19 protein-coding genes, 1 pseudogene and 2 riboswitches are annotated in these 23991 nt (G+C 41.1%); of the genes and pseudogenes, 6 read left to right on the top strand and 14 right to left on the bottom strand.

Annotated features, from left to right (window positions below; all coding sequences use genetic code 11):
• Window positions 1-342 precede the first annotated feature (342 nt).
• Entirely contained in the window at window positions 343-645 is a 303-nt protein-coding gene (locus CRO56_RS02710) for a hypothetical protein (protein ID WP_097157038.1), read from the top strand.
• Window positions 646-708: 63 nt separating this feature from the next.
• On the opposite strand, the gene CRO56_RS02705 is transcribed toward CRO56_RS02710, so the two are convergent.
• The 5 genes and pseudogenes from CRO56_RS02705 to CRO56_RS02685 all read right to left on the bottom strand — a co-directional run bounded on the left by CRO56_RS02705 (window position 709) and on the right by CRO56_RS02685 (window position 7259).
• Window positions 709-1338, bottom strand: a complete 630-nt coding sequence (locus CRO56_RS02705) for a response regulator transcription factor (RefSeq protein ID WP_097157037.1) — start codon at window positions 1336-1338, stop codon at window positions 709-711.
• Between the two features lie 95 nt (window positions 1339-1433).
• Window positions 1434-1518, bottom strand: a riboswitch (cyclic di-GMP riboswitch).
• 191 nt (window positions 1519-1709) lie between these two features.
• Window positions 1710-2882, bottom strand: coding sequence for a formate-dependent phosphoribosylglycinamide formyltransferase (gene purT / locus CRO56_RS02700; protein ID WP_097157036.1), 1173 nt, complete (start codon window positions 2880-2882; stop codon window positions 1710-1712).
• Between the two features lie 255 nt (window positions 2883-3137).
• Window positions 3138-4036, bottom strand: a pseudogene (locus tag CRO56_RS02695) (aldo/keto reductase).
• A gap of 122 nt (window positions 4037-4158) precedes the next feature.
• On the bottom strand, window positions 4159-4974 hold the full coding sequence (locus CRO56_RS02690; RefSeq protein ID WP_097157035.1) for a YitT family protein: 816 nt from the start codon (window positions 4972-4974) through the stop codon (window positions 4159-4161).
• Window positions 4975-5120: 146 nt separating this feature from the next.
• Entirely contained in the window at window positions 5121-7259 is a 2139-nt protein-coding gene (locus tag CRO56_RS02685) for a 5'-nucleotidase C-terminal domain-containing protein (protein ID WP_179714145.1), read from the bottom strand.
• 353 nt (window positions 7260-7612) lie between these two features.
• Here CRO56_RS02685 and CRO56_RS23565 point away from each other — a divergent pair, with 353 nt between their 5' ends.
• Window positions 7613-7759: a zinc ribbon-containing protein gene (locus CRO56_RS23565; RefSeq protein ID WP_097157033.1), complete on the top strand. Its 147-nt coding sequence runs from the start codon at window positions 7613-7615 to the stop codon at window positions 7757-7759.
• A gap of 61 nt (window positions 7760-7820) precedes the next feature.
• Window positions 7821-8309: a hypothetical protein gene (locus CRO56_RS02675; RefSeq protein ID WP_097157032.1), complete on the top strand. Its 489-nt coding sequence runs from the start codon at window positions 7821-7823 to the stop codon at window positions 8307-8309.
• A 289-nt stretch (window positions 8310-8598) separates the two neighbouring features.
• On the opposite strand, the gene CRO56_RS02670 is transcribed toward CRO56_RS02675, so the two are convergent.
• Window positions 8599-9738: an alpha-hydroxy-acid oxidizing protein gene (locus CRO56_RS02670; protein ID WP_097157031.1), complete on the bottom strand. Its 1140-nt coding sequence runs from the start codon at window positions 9736-9738 to the stop codon at window positions 8599-8601.
• Window positions 9739-10235: 497 nt separating this feature from the next.
• Window positions 10236-10329, top strand: a riboswitch (cyclic di-GMP riboswitch).
• Between the two features lie 125 nt (window positions 10330-10454).
• Here CRO56_RS02670 and CRO56_RS02665 point away from each other — a divergent pair.
• Window positions 10455-12095, top strand: a complete 1641-nt coding sequence (locus CRO56_RS02665) for a GspE/PulE family protein (protein WP_097157030.1) — start codon at window positions 10455-10457, stop codon at window positions 12093-12095.
• A gap of 29 nt (window positions 12096-12124) precedes the next feature.
• Window positions 12125-13021 (top strand): response regulator, encoded by an 897-nt coding sequence (locus CRO56_RS23560; protein WP_097157029.1) that lies wholly within the window; start codon window positions 12125-12127, stop codon window positions 13019-13021.
• 380 nt (window positions 13022-13401) lie between these two features.
• Here the strand turns inward: CRO56_RS23560 and CRO56_RS02650 are convergent, their stop codons facing one another.
• Window positions 13402-13833, bottom strand: a complete 432-nt coding sequence (locus CRO56_RS02650) for an RrF2 family transcriptional regulator (protein ID WP_097157027.1) — start codon at window positions 13831-13833, stop codon at window positions 13402-13404.
• Between the two features lie 188 nt (window positions 13834-14021).
• On the opposite strand from CRO56_RS02650, the gene CRO56_RS02645 reads away from it, so the two are divergent.
• On the top strand, window positions 14022-14888 hold the full coding sequence (locus tag CRO56_RS02645) for a sulfite exporter TauE/SafE family protein (protein WP_097157026.1): 867 nt from the start codon (window positions 14022-14024) through the stop codon (window positions 14886-14888).
• Between the two features lie 405 nt (window positions 14889-15293).
• Here the strand turns inward: CRO56_RS02645 and CRO56_RS02635 are convergent, their stop codons facing one another.
• The 7 genes from CRO56_RS02635 to CRO56_RS02605 all read right to left on the bottom strand — a co-directional run bounded on the left by CRO56_RS02635 (window position 15294) and on the right by CRO56_RS02605 (window position 23711).
• On the bottom strand, window positions 15294-15656 hold the full coding sequence (locus CRO56_RS02635) for a hypothetical protein (protein ID WP_097157024.1): 363 nt from the start codon (window positions 15654-15656) through the stop codon (window positions 15294-15296).
• Between the two features lie 230 nt (window positions 15657-15886).
• Window positions 15887-16396: a DoxX family protein gene (locus tag CRO56_RS02630; RefSeq protein WP_097157023.1), complete on the bottom strand. Its 510-nt coding sequence runs from the start codon at window positions 16394-16396 to the stop codon at window positions 15887-15889.
• A gap of 411 nt (window positions 16397-16807) precedes the next feature.
• The gene (locus CRO56_RS02625; RefSeq protein ID WP_097157022.1) at window positions 16808-18349 is read right to left on the bottom strand and encodes an AbgT family transporter; all 1542 of its coding nucleotides are present in this window, start codon (window positions 18347-18349) and stop codon (window positions 16808-16810) included.
• Window positions 18350-18557: 208 nt separating this feature from the next.
• A complete protein-coding gene (locus CRO56_RS02620) occupies window positions 18558-19862 on the bottom strand; it encodes a helix-turn-helix domain-containing protein (protein WP_245855550.1) in 1305 nt (434 codons plus the stop codon).
• Entirely contained in the window at window positions 19859-21103 is a 1245-nt protein-coding gene (locus CRO56_RS02615; protein ID WP_097157021.1) for a M20 family metallo-hydrolase, read from the bottom strand. The genes CRO56_RS02620 and CRO56_RS02615 overlap by 4 nt, the downstream gene beginning before the upstream one ends.
• A 104-nt stretch (window positions 21104-21207) precedes the next feature.
• Window positions 21208-22506, bottom strand: a complete 1299-nt coding sequence (locus CRO56_RS02610; protein WP_097157020.1) for an amidohydrolase — start codon at window positions 22504-22506, stop codon at window positions 21208-21210.
• Window positions 22491-23711 carry a M20 metallopeptidase family protein gene (locus CRO56_RS02605; protein WP_097157019.1) on the bottom strand — a complete coding sequence of 407 codons (1221 nt, stop codon included), beginning with the start codon at window positions 23709-23711 and terminating at the stop codon, window positions 22491-22493. The genes CRO56_RS02610 and CRO56_RS02605 overlap by 16 nt, the downstream gene beginning before the upstream one ends.
• Window positions 23712-23991 lie beyond the last annotated feature (280 nt).

Below are 23991 nucleotides of genomic sequence, written 5' to 3'. Positions count from 1 at the left end.
GTTTTATACCATCCATTTTGAAACAGAGGGACGGTTCTCTTGTTTCATTTAACACTGAATAATAACCAAACTCCTGATGAAATTAGAATATTTACATGACAGAAAACCTTAATAAAATCAAATATACTACATGAAATTATATAATTCCATCCTTTTATACGAAAAATTCTCAATTTTCATTATAGAGTGAATTTAAGGAAACCCTTTCAATTCTCCCTACAGAAAAGACTCCACACTGCTATTTGCTAGGCAGTTTCCTAGTGAAAGCCTCATATTTTTTCATAGATTGGATAAAGTAACTTTAATTAGAACTCGTAACTTTGGAAAGGAGTCGGCAAAGGGATGGATGCAAACGAAATTACGTCATTCTTTGACCAAATGCCTGAATTCGATAATCATGAAGAAGCAAGATCCTGGCTAAAAGGGCAATTTCACGATAAGTGTTTGTTTAGAGGCAGTGATACGATAGATGGTAAACAGGTTTATTTTTATCACCTTGTCAAAAATCCTGAACTATATCAGCATTACATGGAAAGCTTCGCAAGCCCTAGACCTGAAGAACACGAAATTACAAACATGCAAACCTTTGAAAGCTATAATACCTTAGTCATTACCGAGGATGGTGAAATTAGCATTGAGTCGTAAACACAGGGACGGTTCTCATGTTGCATTCTAATCTGAAACAGAAGAACCGTCCCTGTGTATCGCCTAGATAGAAATCCATCTCATTTGCTGGGCTAAGAGTACAGCTTTGGTTCTGTTTGGAACTTGTAGTTTTGCCAGGATTGAGCTTACGTGATTTTTTACGGTTCTTTCTGAGATATGTAGAATTTCTCCTATTTCTTGATTGCAATAACCCTTTGCCATTAACTCAAGGATTCCCCATTCCCTTTTTGTCAAAAGACCCTCTGGCCGGCTCACTTTTTCAGTCCTGATTTTGACATAATCCTCGAGCAAAACCGTGGCTAATTCGGGGTGAACATAGGTTTTCCCATTTAAAACGGCTGTAACGGCCTTGAATGCATCCTGTACTTCCATATCCTTATAAAAATAGCCATTCAGTCCTTTTTTAAACCATTCCAATAAGTCGACATGATTAACATTAGAGGTTTCCACTATTATTTTTTTATCGTTCCGTTGATAGAAATCGACAAGTTGAAAATGGTCCACATCTGTATCCAAGTCAACGATAATCAAATCTGCTACATTTTTATAAAGTTCCTTTTCTTTTGTCGAACTATAAGCTGAAATTGAATAGCCTGAGAAATGTTTTTCTAAAATACTGATGAGCCAAGACCTTTTAAGGCATGGCTCTTTCAACAAAGATATACTAGTCATTCCCTTTTTACTAACTTCCTTTCTTTTTGAGCAAAAAAAAACTACTCCATAACGATACAGAATAGCCAAAAAGATAGAAATTAAACTTACCTTATTTTGGCAGCCAGGCGATCATAGTTATTTAACCTTAGACCCTCAGCTTTGCGTCCTAACCTTTCGGAGAGTTTGCCCTTTACTCTTTTATATACGAACATGGCTTAACATGTTTTATATTATAGGACGGTAAAAACCGAAAATCAATTCCATTACGTAATAAGGTAAATATGAACTAGTCCAATAAATAAAAAAGAGTGCAGACTACCTAGTTGTTCCCGTGAAACATGGTCTGTGAAACAAGAAAACCCGGGGCGTGCCTGTTACGCCCCGAGTGTTTACTTAATATTTATTTTTGAACCCGCTTCTGCTGCAAGTTTAAGAGCAGCGTCGACGTTTTCTCCTCTGCTGAGAACAACGGCCATGCGGCGGCCGACAGTTGTTTTCGGTTTTCCAAAGATCCGGATTTGTGTGTTGGGAACGGATAATGCTTGCTCGATTCCGGATATTTGGTAATCATCACTTTCGATTTTAGCTTTGATGGCACGGCTAGCTCCTGGCGACACTAATTCTACACCTGTAATCGGAAACCCTAGAACTGCACGGGCATGCAGGGCAAATTCAGATTGGTCTTGGGTTACCAATGTAACCATTCCCGTATCGTGCGGTCTTGGCGAAACTTCGCTAAAATAAATGCGATCAGGGGCAATAAAAAGCTCTACACCAAAAAGTCCGCAGCCACCAAGCTCATCCGTAATCTTTTTCGCAATGTCTTCAGCTTCCCTTATCTGCTCTGGTGTCATATCATGCGGCTGCCAGGATTGAATATAATCCCCATCTTGTTGTATATGGCCGATTGGAGGGCAACAAATCGTTCCCGAAACCGAGCGAACCGTCAAGAGTGTAATCTCCGAATCAAATTTAATGAATTCCTCTACAATGACTCTAGCACTCTTTGCTCGTCCCCCGCTAATAGCGGCGTTCCAGGAGTTTTCAATGTCAGCTTCCGTTCTGCAAATCATTTGCCCTTTACCAGAAGAGCTCATGATTGGTTTAATAACACAAGGAAGCCCTATTAACCGAACTGCTTCTTTTAGTTCTTCTAGCGAATTGGCAAACTCATATTTTGCGGTCGGAAGTCCCAGCTTCTCACTTGCCAGCCGTCTGATTCCTTCCCGATCCATCGTTAGCTGAGCCGCATAAGCAGTGGGGATGACGTTATATCCCTCTTGTTCTAGTTCAACTAAAGCGGCAGTGGCAATCGCCTCAATCTCAGGCACAATCATATCTGGATTTTCCGCTTCAATAACGGATCGAAGCTGTCCCTCATCGAGCATATCTATCACATGAAATCGGTGAGCGACCTGCATCGCTGGCGCACCTTCATAACGATCAACCGCAATCGTTTCAACACCTAATCTCTGCGCTTCAATAATCAGTTCCTTCCCTAACTCTCCTGACCCTAAAAGTAACAGTTTTTTCGCGTGCTTCTTATTCGGTGCTCCATACATGGCGAAAGCCTCCTAAATCGTCTTTTACTATAATCATAGGGTATAAGGATAGTAAATAGCAAGGTATTTAAGTAAAATTACGAACAATAAGGAATGCAAAACAATAAACGTTCACCTTTTACTTTAAATTATCGTCCTTTTATGCAAAAAAAATAAAGGCAGAAAAGCCCGTAGAATTACGACGGCTTCCCTACCTTTAGTGTGTGAAAAAATCCGTGGCGTTCCAGGCACCGCCAGAATTCGGAACAGGCGCCATTAAGGCAGCTCATTCCCCGCTGCACGATAAAGCTCGTACCACTCTTTTCTCGACAACTCTATATTTGATGCTTTCACAATTTCTAATAATCTCTGCGCGTTCATTGTGCCGACAATTGGCTGGATTTTAGCTGGATGACGCAGAATCCATGCGATGGCAATAGCGGAAGCTGTTACACCCTTTGCTTCTGCAAGTTCATTTAGTTTATCATTTAGTTCCGGAAATTGCTCATTCCCAATAAAAACCCCTTTAAACATCCCATGTTGGAATGGAGACCAGGCTTGAATGGTGATATTATTCAAGCGGCTGTATTCGAGAACACCATTATCGCGAACGACTGCGCGATCATGAAGCATGTTCACGTTGAAGCCGGCATCGATCATTGGCGTATGCATTAAACTTAATTGAAGCTGATTGATAATTAAATCTTCATGCAAATACTTTTTTAATAGCTCTATCTGCATCGGATTCTGATTACTAACGCCAAAGTAACGGACTTTCCCGCTTTGCTTTAGCTTTGAAAAAGCCTCCGCTACTTCCTCGGGTTCCATTAATGTATCCGGACGATGAAGCAGCAAAATATCTGCTTCAGACTGCCTTCTACGGAATCAAGAATATGTTCTTTCGAAAAATCAAAATAACCCTGGCGAATCCCGCATTTTGTTTGAATTATCATTTTATCCCGAACCGAGGGATCCATTTCAATTGCTTCGGCAAAAATTTCTTCTGATTTTCCACGGCCATAAATATCTGCATGATCGAATAAATCAATTCCCGCTTCCAAAGCTGTTTCTATCAGATAGGCTGCCTCCTTTTTTGAAAGCTGACTCATCCTCATACAGCCTAAAGAAATCTCTCCTACTTCCAAATCACTAGTGCCTAATCTCAATTTTTTCAAAACCTTTTCCCCCTCCATCGTTACGTAAACGAAACCCTCCTATAATCACCCCGAGCGTGAAACATCTCTGTGAAACAAGAAGTTTCGAGGTGCAACAGGCACCTGTCGGATTCCAGCCAGCCCTACCCCGCCATTTCATGGACGCCATGGACCGTTACATAAGCGGATTGATCGATGCCTTTGATGATATTTTTAACTTGGGCTAACTCATGCTTGCTTATGACAATGTAAAGCACATCTTTTTGAACTCCGGAGTAACCTCCCCGGCCCTCTAATACGGTCAAGCCTCTTGACATTTTCGTGGTTAGGGTTTGTAAAATCCGATCAGGTTCAGCGGAAACAATCATAACCGCCACTCTTTCATCAAGGCCCTCCACAATAAAATCAATAGCCTTTGCTCCGATGTAGACTACAATTAATGTATACATAGCCTTGTCCAGACCGATGATAAAAGCCGAGCCCGCTACCACAATAATATCCATTACTAAAATGACGGTTCCCATACTCCAGCCCCACAGCTGGTTTACAAGTCTCGCCAGGATCGTTGTTCCTCCTGATGTGCCGCCAGCGCGTAAAATCAAACCTATCCCTGCACCTACCAGTAATCCGGCAAAAATAGCCGCCAGCAGTGTATCCTCCGTTAGCTGTCTGCCGAATTCTTCCGTTATGTATAAGAAACCAGAACTAGCAGCAATCGTTATCAATGTATATATAATTGTTCTTTTATCAAAAAATTTTAGTCCCACAAGTAAAAGCGAGGCATTTAATACAAGGTTCACAATCCCAGGAGACCACTCAAAGAGATAATGGACAATCACCGTGATACCGATAATCCCGCCCTCGGACAACATATTGGGAATTGTAAAATAACTGATCCCGATGGCAAAAAGCAACGATCCTAATAATATAAGGCTAATATCCTGAATGATTTTTTTCATAGCTGCCCCTTTCACAACCGCTGTTCAACGAGTGATGTATTAATATTTATTCTACCACCCATTTTACTAATCTGACATACACAAAAAGAAGAAGACTCTAGCAACCTAAAGTCTTCCTCTTACTCTATTTACTTATAAGCACAAGCTTACTTTCCGGCTACATCTACAATTCTGTCTTCAATCACAGGTTCTACCGTACCTATCTTCACAACATAATCGCGAAGATTCTCCCAATCGGCGAGTCCTAAGTCAGTGACACGGCCCTCTTCATAGGCTTTCGCAAAGACGTCAAAGCCATCTCCGCCTTTAGCTGTAAAATTGTTTGTTGCTACGACATATGTTTTGCTTTCATCAAGCGGCGAGAAGCTGCCATCTGATTCTTCGACTTGAACTGAAACAACTCTTTCTCCTGCTGACTTACTGCTGTCATATGTGAACTTCATACCTGCCACGTGCAAGAAACCGCCACTTTCATTTGGCGCGTTGCTCACACTATGCTCGAGCGCTGCAATAATTTCCGCACCGGTCAATTCCATCGTTGCTAATGTATTACCATATGGTAAAACGGTCAAAATTTCTCCTAATGTAATCGGCCCCTTATCAATTGCCGCACGGATGCCTCCTCCGTTTTGCATCGCAATCACTGTATCCGGATTAAATTCTTTTGCTTTATCTAACATTCCGTCGGAAATCAAATTCCCTAGTTCTGTTTCGCTATTTCTGACACTGATTGGGTCTCCATTGCCTAGTCGAGGGTTAGCCAATTCCTTTGCAGCTACAGCACCCGTTTCAGAATTTTGCACTTCTTTAATTTTAGCAGAATAGGTTTCTAGCAGCTTAGCTGCATCAGGATCTGCCACTTTTTCCCCGACATCGATTAATTCTCCTAAATAGCCAACAATCTCGCCGTTTTCATCAAACTCGACATCAAGAGTACCGAGGTAGTCACCGTATTGATAAGCTTGAACAATGATTGTCGGCTCTTTTTTGCTGCCTTGTTCATCTTTACCTACTACAAACGGCGCAGCTAATTCGGTATGGCTGTGACCACCGACAATTATGTCAATGCCATCAACCAATTCAGCAAGCTGCAGATCGTTGTCGACAGCTGGATTATCGTCAAAACCTATATGCGTAAGGGCAATGATTTTATTTACGCCTTGAGCCTCAAACGCATCAACGGTTTCCTGAGCAGCTTCTGCATAATCTTCAAATGAAACCTTACCAGGACTAGAAAGATTCACCGTTTCTTCAGTAGTTAAACCAAAGATTCCAACTTTCTCCCCATCAACCTCTTTGATGATACCGCCATATATGTTACCATTTTCCGGCGCACTCGAAATGGTTCCACCCTGATAAATCTCATTAAATAAAGCATCTCCCGAAAAATCAACATTCGCACTGACAAATGGGAAGTCTGCCACTTTTATAAAATCAGCAAGCCCTTTATGACCTTCGGGCTGGCTGCCTAAATCAAATTCATGATTACCGAATGTCATGGCATCGTAACCCATGAGATTCATAAACTGTAAATCTGCCAATCCCTTAAACTCATTAAAATACAAGGTACCCGAAAAAACGTCACCCGCATCAAGTAAAAGCGCATCAGGTTTCTTCGCCCTTATTTCGTTTACCGCCGTTACCCGCTTCGCCACTTTATCTAAGTGTGCATGGGTATCATTGGTATGCATAATGGAAAGCTCAAATGTACCCTTTTCCTCAACGAAGACTAATGTGCGGTAAAGATATACGGCAAACTCGGCTCTGCTGACTGAGGCCTTCGGTTCAAAGGAATCTAGTTCTTCCTTTGTAATGATCCCGTTTTGCGCTAATATTTCAACATTCTTTTCATGAGCTGGAGTAACATTCTCGACGGTTAGCTCCTCTGCATTCGGATTGAATTTTAAATCAAACGCTCTTACAAGCACGGATGCCATTTGTTCATGAGTGATTGCCTGACCAACTCCAAATTTTCCTTCGGATCCATAAAAAATACCGGCTTGCTTTACAGCTGCAACTGCTTCAGCAAACACAGAACGCTCACTCACATCTTTAAAAGCTTTCAAATCTGATGGAACAGGCAGGCCTAAAGCACCCTTTAATAGAATCGCAACTTGCCCCCTTATAATAGGCTGTTCCGGTCTAAACGTTCCATCCACAAAACCATTAATAATGTCTCGTTCTACTAAACTGTAAATCTCGGCTGCAGCCCAATAATCATCTGCCACATCAGAAAATTTTACAGCCTCCTCAGCATAAGAAACTGATACCACTGCTGGAGTCATCATAGCTGCTGTGACTAATGCCGCGAATAATTTTCGATTATTCTTAGGTATGTACGCATTTCATTCCCTCCAGTATTAAATTTTTGCAATCTAAAAAGGCATCAGGCTGAATCTGGATATATATGGATTGCCCTTTTATTATAAGTTAAGCATCTGGCAATTAACAGAACAATCTGGGTTTTGTAAATGTTTTGTTAAAATATCTTTTTTGATAAAAGATAAGTATAGTTTTCTTATTGGTATAATTTTCTTTATTATGAAATATTTATCAAAGAATATGAAACTAATATCTCACATATATCGTAATATTTTGTGGGAGAGATCAAATAGAGAAAGAGAAAAGAGGGTATTAAATGAATACTGGATCAATTGTACAACAGTCGGGTATATACAAATGTACTTCTTGCGGAAATGAGATTACTTGTGTAAAGGGTGAACGTGCTCCTCCTTGTGCTAAATGTTCTGGGACAACTTTTAAATTAGTTCGAGCAACTAAATAAAAATTTTTTAGAGGGTCTCTCCCTTGTCATATAATCAAAAACCTATTGGGAGGTTATTGAAATGGAACTATTTGATAGAATTATATCTGGAGAAAGATTACTTGTTGAGGACCGGGAACACTACGAAATAACTAATATAGAACATACACTAAACAACCTAGTATCTGATTTTGAAATACTTTTGCATGGAAGTACAGTCGATATACCTCATCATAGTAAATTAAAATTAAATAATGGATACGCATTTGCTACAAATCATGCAGGAATTGCTATTCTTAAAGCTATTTTTTCTAACTCGTATGCTGATAACCTTGGTTATCCATATTTATTAGACCGAGGAAATAAATTAGAATTAGAAATATTAAATGGACAAAATGGTGTAGAAAGAACTAAGGGTTTTGTTTATATTATTAGTGATAGAAGAAAATTTAAGTTTGATACTCGTACTAGTTGGCAGTATATATCTCAATATCCAGATGTAGAGTTAGTAGGAAGTATTGAGGTAATAAGGTCTGACTTTAAATATCCGGTAAAGTATATAACCAAATGAAAATACCTAATTCTTATATATATAATAAGAAAAATCCAGTACTTGACTCCCACTACTTTAATGCATTGGGGGGCAGGTTCGTTAATTCTTCGCAAACCAATATTCCCCGTTGAACTATCGGGTGAGTTAGAGGTTCCTGGCTGCTACTCGATATCTGTTTAATATGATTAATGACATAATATCGGCCACTGAACATTGTTTTGGCTTCTTCTTGTTTTTGTTCGATTGGGATACCTGTGTTTTTTTAAAAAATTGGCTAAATCATAAAGGAATATCAAAAATTTACTCTTTAACTTCCTCTTACCAGAATCGATTTGTTTATTTCAGCCATAGAGCTTAAACCAGCAAGCGCCATTGAAATATCAAGTTCTTTCAGGATTTGCTTCATTACTTTTATTACTCCCTCCTCACCGGCAGCAACGAGACCATAGATATACGGTCTGCCAATGAGGACGGCTGTGGCACCGAGAGCTATCGCTTTAATAATATCGGTTCCCCTTCGGATTCCGCTATCAAACAGAACAGGGATTTTCCCCTGAACCACCTGACATACCTGCTCTAGTGCGTCTAATGAAGCAATCGCATGGTCTAATTGCCTGCCTCCGTGATTCGAGACGATTATTCCGTCTGCCTTATATTGAATAGCCAGCTTTGCATCATCCGGGTGAACAATGCCTTTTAATAATATTGGCAGTTTCGTATATTTCCGGAGTTTTCGGACATCCTCCCATTTGAGTGTTGGATTCTCTAACAGTTCTCCTTGTTTTTTAATGGCTGCCATCATATCTTCTTGAGGTGACTTCTCTAATAACTTACAAAAGGCGGGATCTGATAGATAATTGCCAATCCCCTTCCCCTCGTCGATCGGGGAATATCCATGGGTAATGTCACATTCTCTAAAACCTAATACTGGCATGTCCACCGTAACGACGATTGCCGTATATCCTGAGGCTTCTGCTCGTTTTACCATACTCTTGGTTATCCGATCTTGATTAGATAAGAATAGCTGGAACCAGCGAGGGCTATCCCCCATCTCTTGAGCAATCTCTTCCATTGAAAAGGTTGAGGCACTGCTAGTAATGAGGGGGATTCTCATTTTTGCGGCTGCACGTGCGGTTGCAAGCTCCCCATCCGGGTGTGCAATGATCTGAACCCCTACAGGTGCCAGCAAAATCGGAGACTTCATTTTATAGCCAAAAAGAGAAATGGATGTATCCCTCTTCGAAACATCCCGTAAAATACGAGGAACGATTTTCCACTGATTAAAGGCTTCCTGATTGGCCTTCATCGTAGCTTCTTCCCCAGAACCTCTCGCGATATAATCAAAAACTTCTTTATTTAAAATTTCTTTAGCAAGCTTTTCCCAATCTCTAGCGGAAATTGGGGACACCTCTTTTTGGTTATTCTCACTTACGTTCCCGTTCTTCATTAGATTCCTGACCCCATTTACTTATTCATTCACTCCTTATCTAGAATTTCCAATATTTTTTGACACTATAGCAGAAATACTGAAGGAATATTGTTTTATTTTTAAGATTTCTATAACAAATAGTGTTAATTGTTGGTTACTTCGTCGATGAGCATCTTTTCAGCTTTCAGCTTTTTGACTTCTTTTTGAAACAAGAGAACCGTCCCCCTGATTCACCCACTTTTGAAACAAGAGAACCGTCCCCCTGATTCACCCACTTTTGAAACAAGAGAACCGTCCCTATGTTTCACTAATTATATGGAAATTCTTTATGAGCAAAGACCTAAGGGGAATTGTCAGAATACGTATAATTTTAGAATAATAGTGCTTTTAAACTAGTTTTAAATTAGTGATATCGCTCTATGTTTAGTACTAAATCTTTCTATTATAATTTAAGTAAATAGTATTAGGGTATTTTTTCCTAGTAATAGAAATCCTTCCAAAATACGTGACAAGTGAATGATAAAGGGCAAACTCGTACGAAAGTCGGGGACGCAAAGCTACGAATCTAAACTAGCCGATGATGGCTGGCATGATAGTCGGGCCGCTCAAAACCACTTGTCTTTTTATGTCCTTTTTTTGTAGAACTTTGAGGAATTTTGTCATTTCAGACATTGATGTAAAGTAATTTCATTTTAATTTTTATAAAAAAACTATTTTCCAAGGAGGTAGGTCCTATGCGAATCGGTGAACTTTTAATTATGAATGGTCTGATTTCAGAAGAACAGCTTGAAAAAGCACTGCAAAAGCAAAAGTACACGTTCAAAAAAATTGGCGAGATTCTCATTGAAGAACATTTGATTACAGAACGGCAACTAGTCGAAGTGTTAGAATTTCAGCTTGGCATCCCGGTTATAGATTTACATGAAAAGTCTCCAGATAAAGCGACCGTGCATCTGATCCATGAATCGGCAGCAAGGAAACATTGCGTGCTTCCAATTGAACAAAAGGATGGAAAGCTTAGGGTAGTCATGGCTGATCCGTTAAATAAGGAGGCCATAAAAGAAATTCAAAGTGCTACGGGAATGACGGTCCTGCCCTGTCTAGCCCCCCGAAGTGAACTAGAATCTGCCATCATCAGTCAGTATGGTGTCCTCGATTCAGTTAAGGAACTATCCGAAATTATCGATTACGGGATCCAGCAAAATGCGAGTGCGGTCCACCTCGATGCACAATCAGACGGCCTTGTTGTACGTTACAAAATCAATCATAAACTGGAAAAACAAAAGACGATCCCAAAACAGCTGCAAGAAGCCGTAATCGGCAGACTCAAAACCCTCTCAAATATGAATACGACAGAAAGAAAGCTCCCTCAAACCGGGATTTTTCATAAAAAGGCACAGAATGTTGAATATCATATTCGGGTTTCAACAGTTCCAACGATTGATGGTGAGAGTGCTGTCCTCCACTTTGTTCAACAAAGCGCAGCTAACCTAAGTCTAACCGAGCTAGGGCTGACTGATTCAAACTTAAGCAAGTTGAAACAAGCGACAGAACCGATGAAGGGATTAATCCTGATCGCTGGACCAGCAGGAAGCGGCAAGACTACTCAAGCTTATTCGCTTTTACAAGAACTCAAACAGGACGAAAGAAAAATCGTGTCGCTTGAGAACTTAGTCAAAAGAAGAATAGATGGAGTCATGCAGGTAGAAATAAACGAAGCACATGGATTTTCATATGCGGATGGACTCCGATCGGTTATGAATCATGATCCGAATGTCATTATGGTAAATGACATACCTGATAGAAATACGGCAGAAGCAGCAATCAGAACTTCTTTATCAGGGCGATTAGTCATCGGATCTATTCACGGAACAGATGCAATCCATACCATTAAGCGGTTATTGGATATGGGAATCGAACCTTACTTAATTGCCTCTTCCCTCTCCAGTATCGTCGGTCATAGAATCGTTCCGAGAATCTGTGAACGGTGTGCTCAAAGTACGCCGGCGACTGATTCAGAAATCAAACTATTTGAAGCGTACAACCTGTTAGACTATGACAGTCAAAAAGAAAAGACCCGGCTCGGTAATTTTCGAACGTTTGTAGCAGCTAATAAAGGTTCCAAACTCCCTGTCGTTCGCGGGGAAGGCTGTAAGATCTGTCATAACTCAGGTTATAAAGGCTACATAGGAATTCAAGAGGTTCTGATTATTGACGACGGACTTCGCGAGTTAATTTTGAAAAAGAGCCCAGTTGAAGAATTTAAGCAATACGTGATATTACAGTCATTTAAAACAATGATATATGACGGGTTAGTCAAAGCCCGGGAAGGCATTACAACCGTTGACCAAGTTTTAAAAGCAGTCAATCAATAAAATAAACATAGAAATATGGGGGAATGAAAATGTCTTATTCGTTTTTAATTGTAGATGATACGAGTTTTATGAGGAAAATGGCAGCAGATTCTTTGAAGCACCAGGGTTATATTGTTGCAGGTGAGGCTGCTAATGGCAAGGAAGCTGTGCAAAAGTTCAAGGAACTGAAGCCTGATGTCGTAATGATGGATCTGACAATGCCTGAAATGAATGGGCTAGACGCCATTAAAGAAATCTTCAAAATCGATAAGGATGCTGTCATTCTTGTATGTTCAGCGAGCAATCAGAAAGACATGATTCAGGATGCACTCGAAGCTGGTGCTGTCGGATACTTAATGAAGCCTTTCAAACCAGATTATATGAATGAAATTATTAAAAAATATGCAATGCCGCACTTGAAGAAGGATGAAGTTGAGGAATTTGAGGACGAGGAGGAAGTTGAGGAAGTTGCAGCTGAAGCAGCAGAAGAACAAGAGGAAGGCCTCGACGAAGTGATTGAAGACTTAGAAAAAGTGAAAGAAGAGTTGGAGGTTTCACATCAAGAAGCTGCAGCTGCTGTTGTCACAGAGGCGGAGGAAAAAGTTGAAGAAATACCTCAATCCGTAGTGGCATTCACGGAAGTTAAAGCTTCTCCTGTTCAAGCAGCTGCTGTTCCAGTAAAAGAAAAACCAACCCCCGTGTTCAAAGTACCAAAACCAGTTAGAGATAGCAAAATTAAAATGTCTACCAGCTATATTTGCAACTGGGAAGAAGACATTAATGGCGAAAAAAGAAACTTTGCGGTTACCTATACCGAAAATGATCAGAATATCTGCTTTGAAATGACCGATCCAAACCATGATAAGCAAACGATTCAATTGTCGCTTGATGGGTTTTTGGAGTTATACGGCTGGCTTGAGCAGAGATTGGAGGAAGGAAATAGATAAAGATTGGACAAGCATAGAGTGGCCAGACCCCTGTTTATTATTGGGTCTGGCTATTTTTTATGTTATGAATAGTACTTTAAAAATGGCTTTTTTCGCATTGTTTGTTGTTTCTTAATGGTGGTTAAACATGTCCGTTCCATTTCGCTCCAGACACAAGATTCCCCGGGGAGGAAGTCGAGCCTCCTCGGCTTTGCCTGCGGGGTCTAGAGGCTCACCTCTTCTTCCCGCAGGACAAGGAAGGCTTCGGCAGCATAAGCATCGCACGAAGAAAATGCGAAGCATTTTATGAGGACTCAAGTGTCTTCCGCTCCATTCCACTTCAGTTCAAAAATATATTCAAGTAGCAACAATCCTTGCGAAAACAGCCTTAAAAAAAGCGTTTATCTTTGTTTATAGAATGTATGTAAGTTCCCGTCCAGTAAGTCCTTCAATGTTGTATGGTCTAATAAATCTGCAATCGTATCTCTTACAAGCGCCCATAAAGGTTTTAAAAGACAGCCTTCCTCTAATGGACAACTCTCGTAAGCCGTTACACTCACACAACCCATAGGTGCCAAGGGTCCTTCTAAATTGCGAATGACTTCCCCGATGATGATTTCACCTGGGCTTCTGCTTAATTTGTATCCTCCGTTTACCCCTCTTTTGCTATGAACATATCCGTTTCTTTTTAGCTGTAAAAGCAGCTGCTCCAAATAATTAATAGAAACCAATGTCTTTTCAGAGATTTCCCCAATCGGTACCACTCTAGCTTCACTGCGTCCTAAAAGGATCAGTGCACGTAAGGCATATTCTCCCCGGCTAGATATTTTCATACCTTAACATCTCCCTTATATCCGGACAAATATTGATTTTTTACGTTGGATTGAACCCTTTTATTGGACAACTCATATTGTACTTTAGAAACTTGATTAGATTAATCAACAATTACCAAACTCTTATTCTATTGATATATTCCTATTTGATGATTCTATTCAAGGAAAATTTTAAATGGGGTGTTTTTTTGAGACAGCTAATTATTCTGGCGTTGATTGGCTTGGCAGCACAGCTAATAGATGGATCCTTAGGAATGGCATATGGAGTCACTTCGACTTCTTTATTACTTTTACTTGGAATTTCTCCAGCTATTGCCTCTGCCTCAGTTCATATGGCAGAAGTAGTAACAACAGCTGCATCAGGAATATCACACATTCGCTTTGGAAATACGGATAAACAAGTTGTCTATAAGTTAATCATACCAGGTTCAATCGGTGCATTTATTGGGGCATTTTTTTTAGGCAGCATCCCAGGTGATATCATCAAGCCTTATGTTTCATTTTTTCTATTAATATTGGGGTTCTACGTGATTTATCGTTTTATGTTTATAAAATTTCATCCATCTCAACAGCAGTCTAAGAAGATCCTGGGGAAGAAGCACTTTGTCCCTCTCGGCTTCATTGCCGGATTTTTTGATTCCGTAGGAGGAGGCGGCTGGGGCCCGATCGCTACACCTGTTTTACTAACCAGCAACCAGATGGAACCGAGAAAAGTGATTGGTTCCGTCGATACGAGTGAGTTTGTCATTGCTGTATCCTCTACACTTGGATTTTTATTAACTTTAGGCTGGGAACAGATTCATCTTCAATGGGTTGTGGCTTTAATGATTGGAGGAATAATAGCAGCTCCAATCGCTGCCTGGTTAGTCAAGATTATTCCTGTTAACCTTTTAGGGACTTTGGTTGGCGGTATTATCATTATGACGAATATCAGAACTTTATTAGGAGTATTCGATGCCTCACCAACAATATATGTCTACACTTATTTAGTACTTGCGATCCTTTGGCTTGCTGCTTTGGTTCATGTGATTATGAAAAGAAGGAAGATGCTATAACTCTCTGTAGTATTTAAAAGGCTGTTTTCGCATACTTTGTTGTATTTTAATGGAGGCAAACATGTCCGTTCCATTTCGCTCCAGACACAAGATTCCCCGGGGAGGAAGTCGAGCCTCCTCGGCTTTGCCTGCGGGGTCTCGACCTTTCCTCTTTTTCCCGCCGGAGTCAAGTGTCTTCCGCTCCATTCCACTACAGTTTAAAAAATATATTCAGGTAGCAACAATCTTTGCGAAAACAACCCTTTAAAAAAATACCAGACATTTCGTTAAAAATGTCTGGTATTCCGGTATGAAGCGCTAATAATCTTGAATTGCGATAAGAGGAGATTTGACCGGCCAAGGATGAGGCCTGTCCCCCACCACATTAAGACATTAACGCGCTAGGGAGACTGGCTGACTGTTTTTTTAAAAAGCATAATGATACAAGCCATAATATAGTGGCCCAACAAAGATTACTATAATGATTACTGTTATGATATGTTTAACAAAAACCGGAATATCTTTATCTATTTCTTCACCATAATAATCGTTGAAAAATACACCATAAATAAAATCCCAAAGTAAACCGCCAAAAAATACAATTTTCCAGAAAAGCGGAGTTAACATGGGTGTGTTCGTCACATAGCCAAATAATCCTAACCACGTGATGATAGAAATGATAAAGTCTATTTTTGCTAGAGTCGTTTTATATTTTCCTTTGATTAAGTAGCCAATAGCTACCGTACCAAGCAAACTTAAATAAATCATCCAGAATATATGTCCAAGCACAGCAGTTTTCCTCTTTCTCTTCTATTTTGACTTTAGTATAAAATCAAAGGTTAAATAAAGATATAATCAAATGTTGGTAAGTAAAGCAATGGTCTTTTGAGTATAATTCAATGCATAAAAAATGAGCACCCTATTATAGTATAACTGGATGCTCATTTTGCCTATATCTATTTACTTTTTAAATTCTATATAACATTATTTATATATTGTCTTTTGATTAGCAGCTATATTTAATGTCCTTGCACAGGGATTTGTTTTGGACCCTTCCGCTTATTGTTATGGTGAAGCATTTTCTTAATGTATGGGATCGCAAATCGGTCTACACCGTAGAGATAGGCTGCTCCTCCAGCTGCAAGTAAGATTATGGCAGCTGTATAAAGAATTGGGTTCGTGCTTACTGTACCGGCTAGCAAGAAGTTTAGGTTCATAAAGGCCCCAGCAAGCAGAGCTGGTATCGTTGCCGCTCCCAAAATCAAACCGGTTCCGACTAAAATCTCACCCCACGGAATCAGATTATTGAATAACTCGACATTTGGGAGTGCTGCCTCTTCTAAAAATGTGGCGTACCATCCTTGTACGGCTGGATGATCACCAGTCGCCTTTCCAATCGCTCCTTGTATGAAACCTGCTGCATCAAAGCCTTGTAATTTCCCTATCCCAGCTTGAAGCCATTGAATCCCCAACCAAACTCTCAACACTGTCCAAACAACTGCCAACTTTGGCCCTCTTAACCATTTCATGTTTCCCATCTCCTTGTGATGAGTGTATTAGTTTTTCTTTTTATTTGTGAAATATTTCACAAATACATCTAAAAAAAGCTCTTTAATTACTTCCTAATAAGCCAGCTAGCTTTGTAGATTTTTTTGTGAATTAATTCACAATCTCTCTACACTTTGAATATACTCCCTTTTCCCTAAAAACACAATACCGTTCACATATTCTTCACAAAAGATAAAGAAAACTTGGCTAGCGCTTTATACTTTCAGAAATTAAAATAAAGACTGCATTCGACAATTTCCTGGGAAATTCGTGATGTGACATGGAGATGTCGATTTTCGAAGATACAAAAAAATGGGCCTGACACCCCTCTTCAATAAAGTTTTAACACTCAGAGAGGTCAGGCACCATTTTTACATATCTTCATATTAAGTTTAGGGTAAATACACTCCAATACCAGGACCGAATGGGATTCCTAGTAATGCAAAGACTATGAGCAGGACTAGCCAAATGGCAAAGAATATAATGGTGTACGGGAGCATTAGGGAAATTAATGTTCCGAGACCGGCTTTTTTGTCATATTCTTGCATGAAGGCAAGGACAATGAGTATATACGGATTCAGTGGTGTTATAACATTGGTTGTTGATTCAGCAATCCGGTATGCGGCCTGAATGAAGGCCGGATGATAGTCTAACAGCATGAACATTGGAATAAATACCGGCGCTAATAATGCCCATAGTGCCGATCCGCTAAAGATAATGAGGTTCAAGATAGACACAAGAATCGAGAATCCGATGACAACCGGAAGACCAGTCATGTTGATAGATGTTAAGAATTCTGCTCCGTTTACAGCTACCCATGTTCCTAGGTTTGTCCAGTTAAAGTATGAAATAAATTGAGAAGCCGCGAAAATTAGGACGATATAACCAGACATATCCTTGATCGCTTCGGACATATATTTTGGAATGTCCTTCGTACTCGTAATTTTCTTGACGGTTACCCCGTAGGCTACACCCACTGAAATAAAGAAAAAGAGAATAATCGGAATAATGTTATCTAAAAACGGTGATGGTACAATCCCTCCATCTTCGTTTCTGAGTGGAGAGTCTGGCCAAAATAAGGCAAGCGCAACTAATCCGAGATACACGATTCCTGCAATCGCACTGTTTCGAAGACCCTTCATTTCGAGGGGATTTGCTTCTTCAAGTGCTTTTTCAGCTTTCCCTTTATATGTGCCTAAGCGAGGCTCGATGATTTTTTCTGTAATAAACGCCCCTACAATAGAGAGAACGAAAACAGATGCAATCATAAAATACCAGTTATCAACAGGTGTTACAACAATTTCTCCTAGTCCGGCGTTTTTAGCTGCCTCTGTTGAAATACCTGCTAAAAGGGCATCCGTCCCGGCGACAAAGAGGTTCGCTGTAAAACCTGAACCAACCCCGGCAAAACCAGCTGCCAACCCTGCAAGCGGGTGGCGGCCAACTGCATGGAAGACCATTGCTGCTAACGGCGGTATTAAGACAAATGATGCATCAGAGGCTAAGTTTCCTAAGATCCCAATGAAAATAACCGCATAAGTAACGAACGATTTTGGAGCATTTAAAATGGATCTTTTAATAGCAGTTTCTAATAAACCAACTTTTTCTGCTAACCCAATCCCAAGCATCATTGTTAACACGAGGCCTAGTGGGGCAAATCCAGTGAAGTTATCTAACATGGAGGACAGAATGTAAACAAGCCCCTCTTCAGAAATTAAACTTTTAATTGGAAGTTCCTCACCAGTTCCCGGGTGTTCAACCGTAACTCCCATACTGCCGACTGCCCAAGATAGAAGAATAACAAAGGCTACTAAATAGATAAAAATGAAAAACGGATCAGGCAACTTATTTCCAACCCGCTCAATACCGTTTAAAAAACGGTCCATTGCGGTTGGCTTTTTCTGAGGGTTTAAGTTTGTTTGAGGTTGAGACATGCGTTTCACTCTCCTTTGCAATTAGTAAATAAATCTCTCTGTACGAGGTACAATCCAAGGAACACATTTTTTATGAAACAAGAAAATTCGAGTGGTTTTTGACAGATTCACTGGCGATTTGTTTTCTATAAATTTCGGGTGGTGACAGGTACCTGTCGGGTTGCTTTCAACCAAATCCGGGTATTGACAGGCACCTGCTAAAAGGTGCCTAAAACCTTAGTTCGTAGATTTTTCGCGGTCTTCCGCGGCCGAAAGATTCTTCCCCTGTGACTTGGGCAAGGCCAATCCGTTCCAGTTCACATAGAATTCTGCGGGCGTTGCGCTCTGTGCTTTTAAGCCATCGGGCCAATTCGTGAGAGGTCAGTTCGGTTTGTTCATAATGGTGCGAAAGAGATTGAATTTTAGCGGCAAGAGATGAACTAATTTCGGCATCCTTGAAATGTTGTTCCCATTCGGCTCCCTTGCTTCTCATCTGGAACATAACCTGCTCCTCCAAATCTAGTAGCTTCCTCACCTCCTTATCTTCATTTGTAATCACCACCACCGGTAATTTTTCTGCTCTGGCATGTTCAAAGGAAATGCGGACGTGTTCCTCTGCTTCTAGCACAGTCAACCCATAACCGATGCCTATTCGAACCGAAAGCTGGCTATTGATCTTACACTCCTCAATAATAGAGAAGATGGACTTGCTTTTCGTTAAGAGCTCCAATTCTCCGCGAGTCGAGTAGATGTAAAATAGACCATCCCCTATTTCTACAATTGAGCCATTAATTTCTTCAACAAAATCAAGCAAGACCCGCCTTAATTCAAGCACCTGATGCTTTCGTTTAAAAGAGATTGGATAATCCGCTGCAGATGGGCTAGGAAAAATAACTTCGACTCCAAGCATGACTAGCTGCGCTTTCCGAAACAGATTGGTCTGGGCACGTTCTTTAATAAAGCTATACGCCCGATGAACTGCCAATTCAGATGGGACGACACGAAAGGCTGGAATACCCATTTCAGTTAAAGCTGTATAAACAGAATTCAAACAGGTAATAGCCGCATCGACCTGTCCTGCTTCATACAGGTTTTTATGGAACTCAATAAGTTTTAAAGCAGGAATATACCCATAGTACGGATTGGTATAGATGGTTAAATTATGGAGGGAGAAAGATTCCTTCACCTTCTCAATTTCTTCAACTTGAATCGTATCAAGGCTAAGACGGTTTAAAATTTTACCCTCCTTCATAAACGCCTTCAGCAGCGTTCCGAGCAGACTAGATCCATTTAAGGGTGTAAAGCTCCCTTCCTCTTCCGAAATAATTTCTTTTGATAGAGCATAATAATAGGGTGCCTGTCCCGAAAAAAACCAGTGGTGTATCAGATCGCGATTTTTGTTAATAATCGCTTCCGTTTCTTCTGTTTTTTCATAAGTAAATGGAATCAGGTCGATTTCTTGAAAATCCTTGCCGGCCTCTATCATCTTTTGTACAGAATCTTTAGGCCCTACGACTCCGACTCGAATCTTCACTCGTTACACCCGCTCTCTTGCCGTAAATAGCTTGCTAATATTTCCATTCCCATTTTTAAGTCATCAACAGTGGCATATTCATCTGGGTGGTGGCTAAGTCCAGCTTTACAAGGTATAAAAATAAGTCCAGATGGCCATTTGGCTGCCATGTTCATAACATCATGGCCAGCTCCGCTATTCATCCTCATACCAGTAAAACCAGCATCTTCGCAAGCTTTGGCTAACTTTTTCTGCACCCCTGGATCCAATAAAACGGAAGGATTATGGACAAGCGTTGAGACTGAAAATTTTACCTGAAACAGCTTTTCTAGCTCTTCACACTTATGGCGAATTCTTTCAGCTACCTGATTTTTTAAGGAGTCAGACACACTTCGAATATCAATCCCTACTTCCACGACACCAGGAATTACCGTCATCACGTTCGGCTTTGCTTCAATCGTACCAACGGTTGCAACAACCGGAACTTCACCAGCTTCACTCAATTCTCTGGCAGTCTCCGAAACAAATGAAATCAGTGGAGCTACAGCCACTAAAGCGTCTTTGCGTCTATTCATAGGGGTTGTACCGGTATGTCCCGCTTGTCCTACTGTCTGAACCTTTAACCGAATTGGACAAGCAATGCCTTGAACTACGCCAAAGTCCTTCCCGCTTTCCTCAAGAATCGTCCCTTGTTCAATATGCAGTTCAACAAATGACTTGATTTCCTGACGTGACCTTTCCGCCTTGGGAAACTGGCTCCAGTCTAACCCTATATTTTCAACAGCCTCTTGAATGGTTGTTCCTTCAGAATCTTTGATACTACCAATCTCTAAATCTAAGAGCCCGGCCATTGCTTTACTTCCTATCGTGGAAATTCCGAAACGGGAGGATTCCTCAGACCGGAAGCAAATAACCTCAATCGGACAGGTGGGTTTAAATCCTGCGTCCTGCAAAAATTTCACTGCACCCAGCCCGCAAAGAACGCCTGCTACTCCGTCATAACCTCCTCCAGATGCAACCGTATCTAGGTGAGATCCGACGGCAACAGCTGGGAGATCAGGAATACTGCCACCCCATCTGGCAATCGCATTCCCCGCTGTATCATATTGGAGTGTTAATCCTAATTCAGTTGCGACCTTCTCAAACACCCGAATCGCTTCCGTCTCAGACTTCGTATAACCCAATCTAGTAAAACCACCCGGCTGCTCCATAGATTCAACAAGATTCAACCTCTTTAAATTCTCTTCAAGCCAATCCTTCATTCCATTCACTCTCCCAAACGGTATTCAATGGGGTGAAACAAGGGGACGGTTCTTGCGTTTCAGGTTCAGCAGTAAAACTGAAACAGAAGAACCGTCCCTCCGTTTCACTTTGTTTCTAGCAGGATTCTGGAAAATGTTTCGACTGCGACTGGGATAACATTTTCATCGAAGTCGAAACGCGGGTGATGGTGTCCAGCTGGTAGAGGTGAACCAAATAGCAGAAAGGTAGCTTGTCCTCCATTTTTTTGGACACGATCGATCATGAATGAGACATCTTCTGAAGCCCCTAAAGGTAAGGACTGGTGCACTTTGGTAATCGATTTACTAGATTCACAGGCCTTTTCAATGACTGGAATCAGCACTTGGCTGCAATCAGCTGAAATTGCTGTTCCCGCTACTTCCGATTCAACCTGGACCCCATATAGATCTGCGGAAGCCTTAATGATTCGGACCGCTTCCTCTACCATGTATTCATTAAGCGCTGTTGTCTGTCCCCGTGTTTCAATTTCCATTCTCGCGTAATCCGCGATAATATTGCGGCCACTTCCTGCTTCTAATCTTCCAATATTAATTCTAGTAGCACCCTCAGCATGACGGGTTATTCCATTTAAATGTAGGCTTGCAGCCGCAGCTGCCAAAAGCGCATTCCTTCCGCAGTTTGGTTCAAGACCAGCATGAGCAGACTTTCCCCGGTAGATGACATTCAGTTTGGTCGTTGCTAAAAAATTCGTTGAAGTAGCTGCGATTTCACCTACTGGTATAGAATGAATCCCAATATGTCCGCTTAAAAACAAGTCCACATCATTAAGCCAGCCCCGTTCCACCATCGTAATGGCTCCGCGGCCGCCTTCTTCAGCAGGCTGAAATAACAAGGTAAACCGTCCTGACAACTCCTCCTGAAATGTAACAATAAATTCTGCTACTCCAAGTCCAATCACCGTATGGCCGTCGTGGCCACAAGCATGCATTGAACCTTCATGCTTTGAAACAAATCCTATTGCAAAAGGTGCATGACCCGCTTCTTTTGCTTCTTTGATTGGAAGAGCATCAATATCAAATCGCATTGCAACATGCTTGCCCGGTTTTCCAGTATCAAATTGGGCGACTAACCCCGTGTTGCCGCCCTCCATTTTCTCCATCCACTCGTCAGGAACTCCCATTTGCCGAGCCTGCTGTTCATTTTTCTCAATCTCTGACTCTGCTGGAACGCCTAAACGCTCTTTAGAGGTGATTGCCTCTTTTCCAACCGTTAGCTTGAAGCCTAGTTTTTCTAAAATCGTTCCAATTTTATAAGTCGACACATATTCGGTCCAGCCGACCTCAGGCCATTGATGAAACTCTCTCCGTCTTTCTAAGAGATGTGGACTAACTGTCTGAATAAAATGTTCTAGACGTTCAACCATGCTTCACTCACCTCTGCTCTTTTTTGAATCTGCTTCAATCCCTCAGTGGCTGTCTGTGCCATCAATTCAATCCCAAGCGGAATCGCATCTTCGTTTACGATAAAATACGGGTCATGCAAGGGTTTTTGTCCCTCCCCGATTGAGGTTCCAAGCCAGTAATAAGCGCCGGGGTATTTTTGTAAAAACCGGGCAAAGTCCTCGCCTCCCATTGACGGACGTAAATGAGGAACGGAAGACTCGCCATACAATCGCTGGGCTGTCGCTTTGACCAGATCCGCCCACTCGGGTGTGTTAACTGTAGCCGGGTAACCGTTATAATACTGAATTTCTGCGTCAGCACCCATGCCATCGACTACACCTTTTACAATCGTGTGCAGCCTTTCTTTTACTATCTCTTTAGTGTCATCTCGAAAGGTTCTAACCGTTCCTTCAAGAGTCACTTCATCAGCCACCACATTGTATCGATAACCTCCCTCGATTCTTCCAATTGTAAGGACAGCAGAATCCATTGGATCTACGTTTCGGCTGACAATCGTCTGTAAGGCTGAAATGACTTGATTCGCAACTACTACCGCGTCTACCGTTTGATGAGGCATACTGGCGTGTCCGCTCGCACCTTTGACGACAATTTTAAATCGATCTGAATTTCCCATCATGGGACCAGGCATTACTCCAAACTGTCCGACTGGAAGATCCGGCCAAACATGCTGTGCCAGAATTGCGTCAGGTTTATATTTATGAAAAACTCCATCTTCCATCATTTGTTTGGCACCGCCTGTTGGTGCATTTTCCTCAGCAGGCTGAAATACTAGCAAAATCGTACCCTCTAGATCTTCTTTTCTATGATTAAGGACAGCTCCTGCCCCTAGCAGCATAGCTGTGTGCACATCATGACCGCATGCATGCATTTTACCTGAATGCTTAGAGGTAAATTCCAAATTGGTCTTCTCCATAATCGGAAGTGCGTCAATATCTGCTCTCAGTGCAACCGTACCTCCGGGCTTCCCGCCTTTAATAATTCCTAATACACCCGTCCCAGCAAATCCTGTTTCATAAGGAATGTGATATTGATCTAACTTTCGCTGGATTCTTTTTGAAGTCTCATATTCTTCCCCGCTCAACTCGGGATATTCGTGTAACTCTCTGCGGAAGGCGACGATATCCTCCAGAATCTCTTGGATAGTCTCCTTAATAGTACTTGGCATCTACCTCACCCTTCCTTTTTTATGTAAATATAAAAAGACGAACAATTAAGGAAATATTCCTTATAACTTCCGTTATTCGATAGTATATCAGAAACTTCGACACATTTTCTACAATTTTCGGAAATTTCGACATAGACTGTTTTTTCCAATTTGTCAAACATCCCTGTAAAACAAGAAATTTCGGGGTATGACAGGCACCTGTTGAAATTTGCTAAACTAAAAAAACACCCCGCCACTAACATTGTAGTGACAGAGTGTTATTAATCAGCTTTTACCTGAA

It is taken from the genome of Bacillus oleivorans, assembly GCF_900207585.1.
GTDB lineage: Bacteria > Bacillota > Bacilli > Bacillales > JC228 > Bacillus_BF > Bacillus_BF oleivorans.
This window is presented reverse-complemented; position numbering and strand designations above follow the sequence as displayed.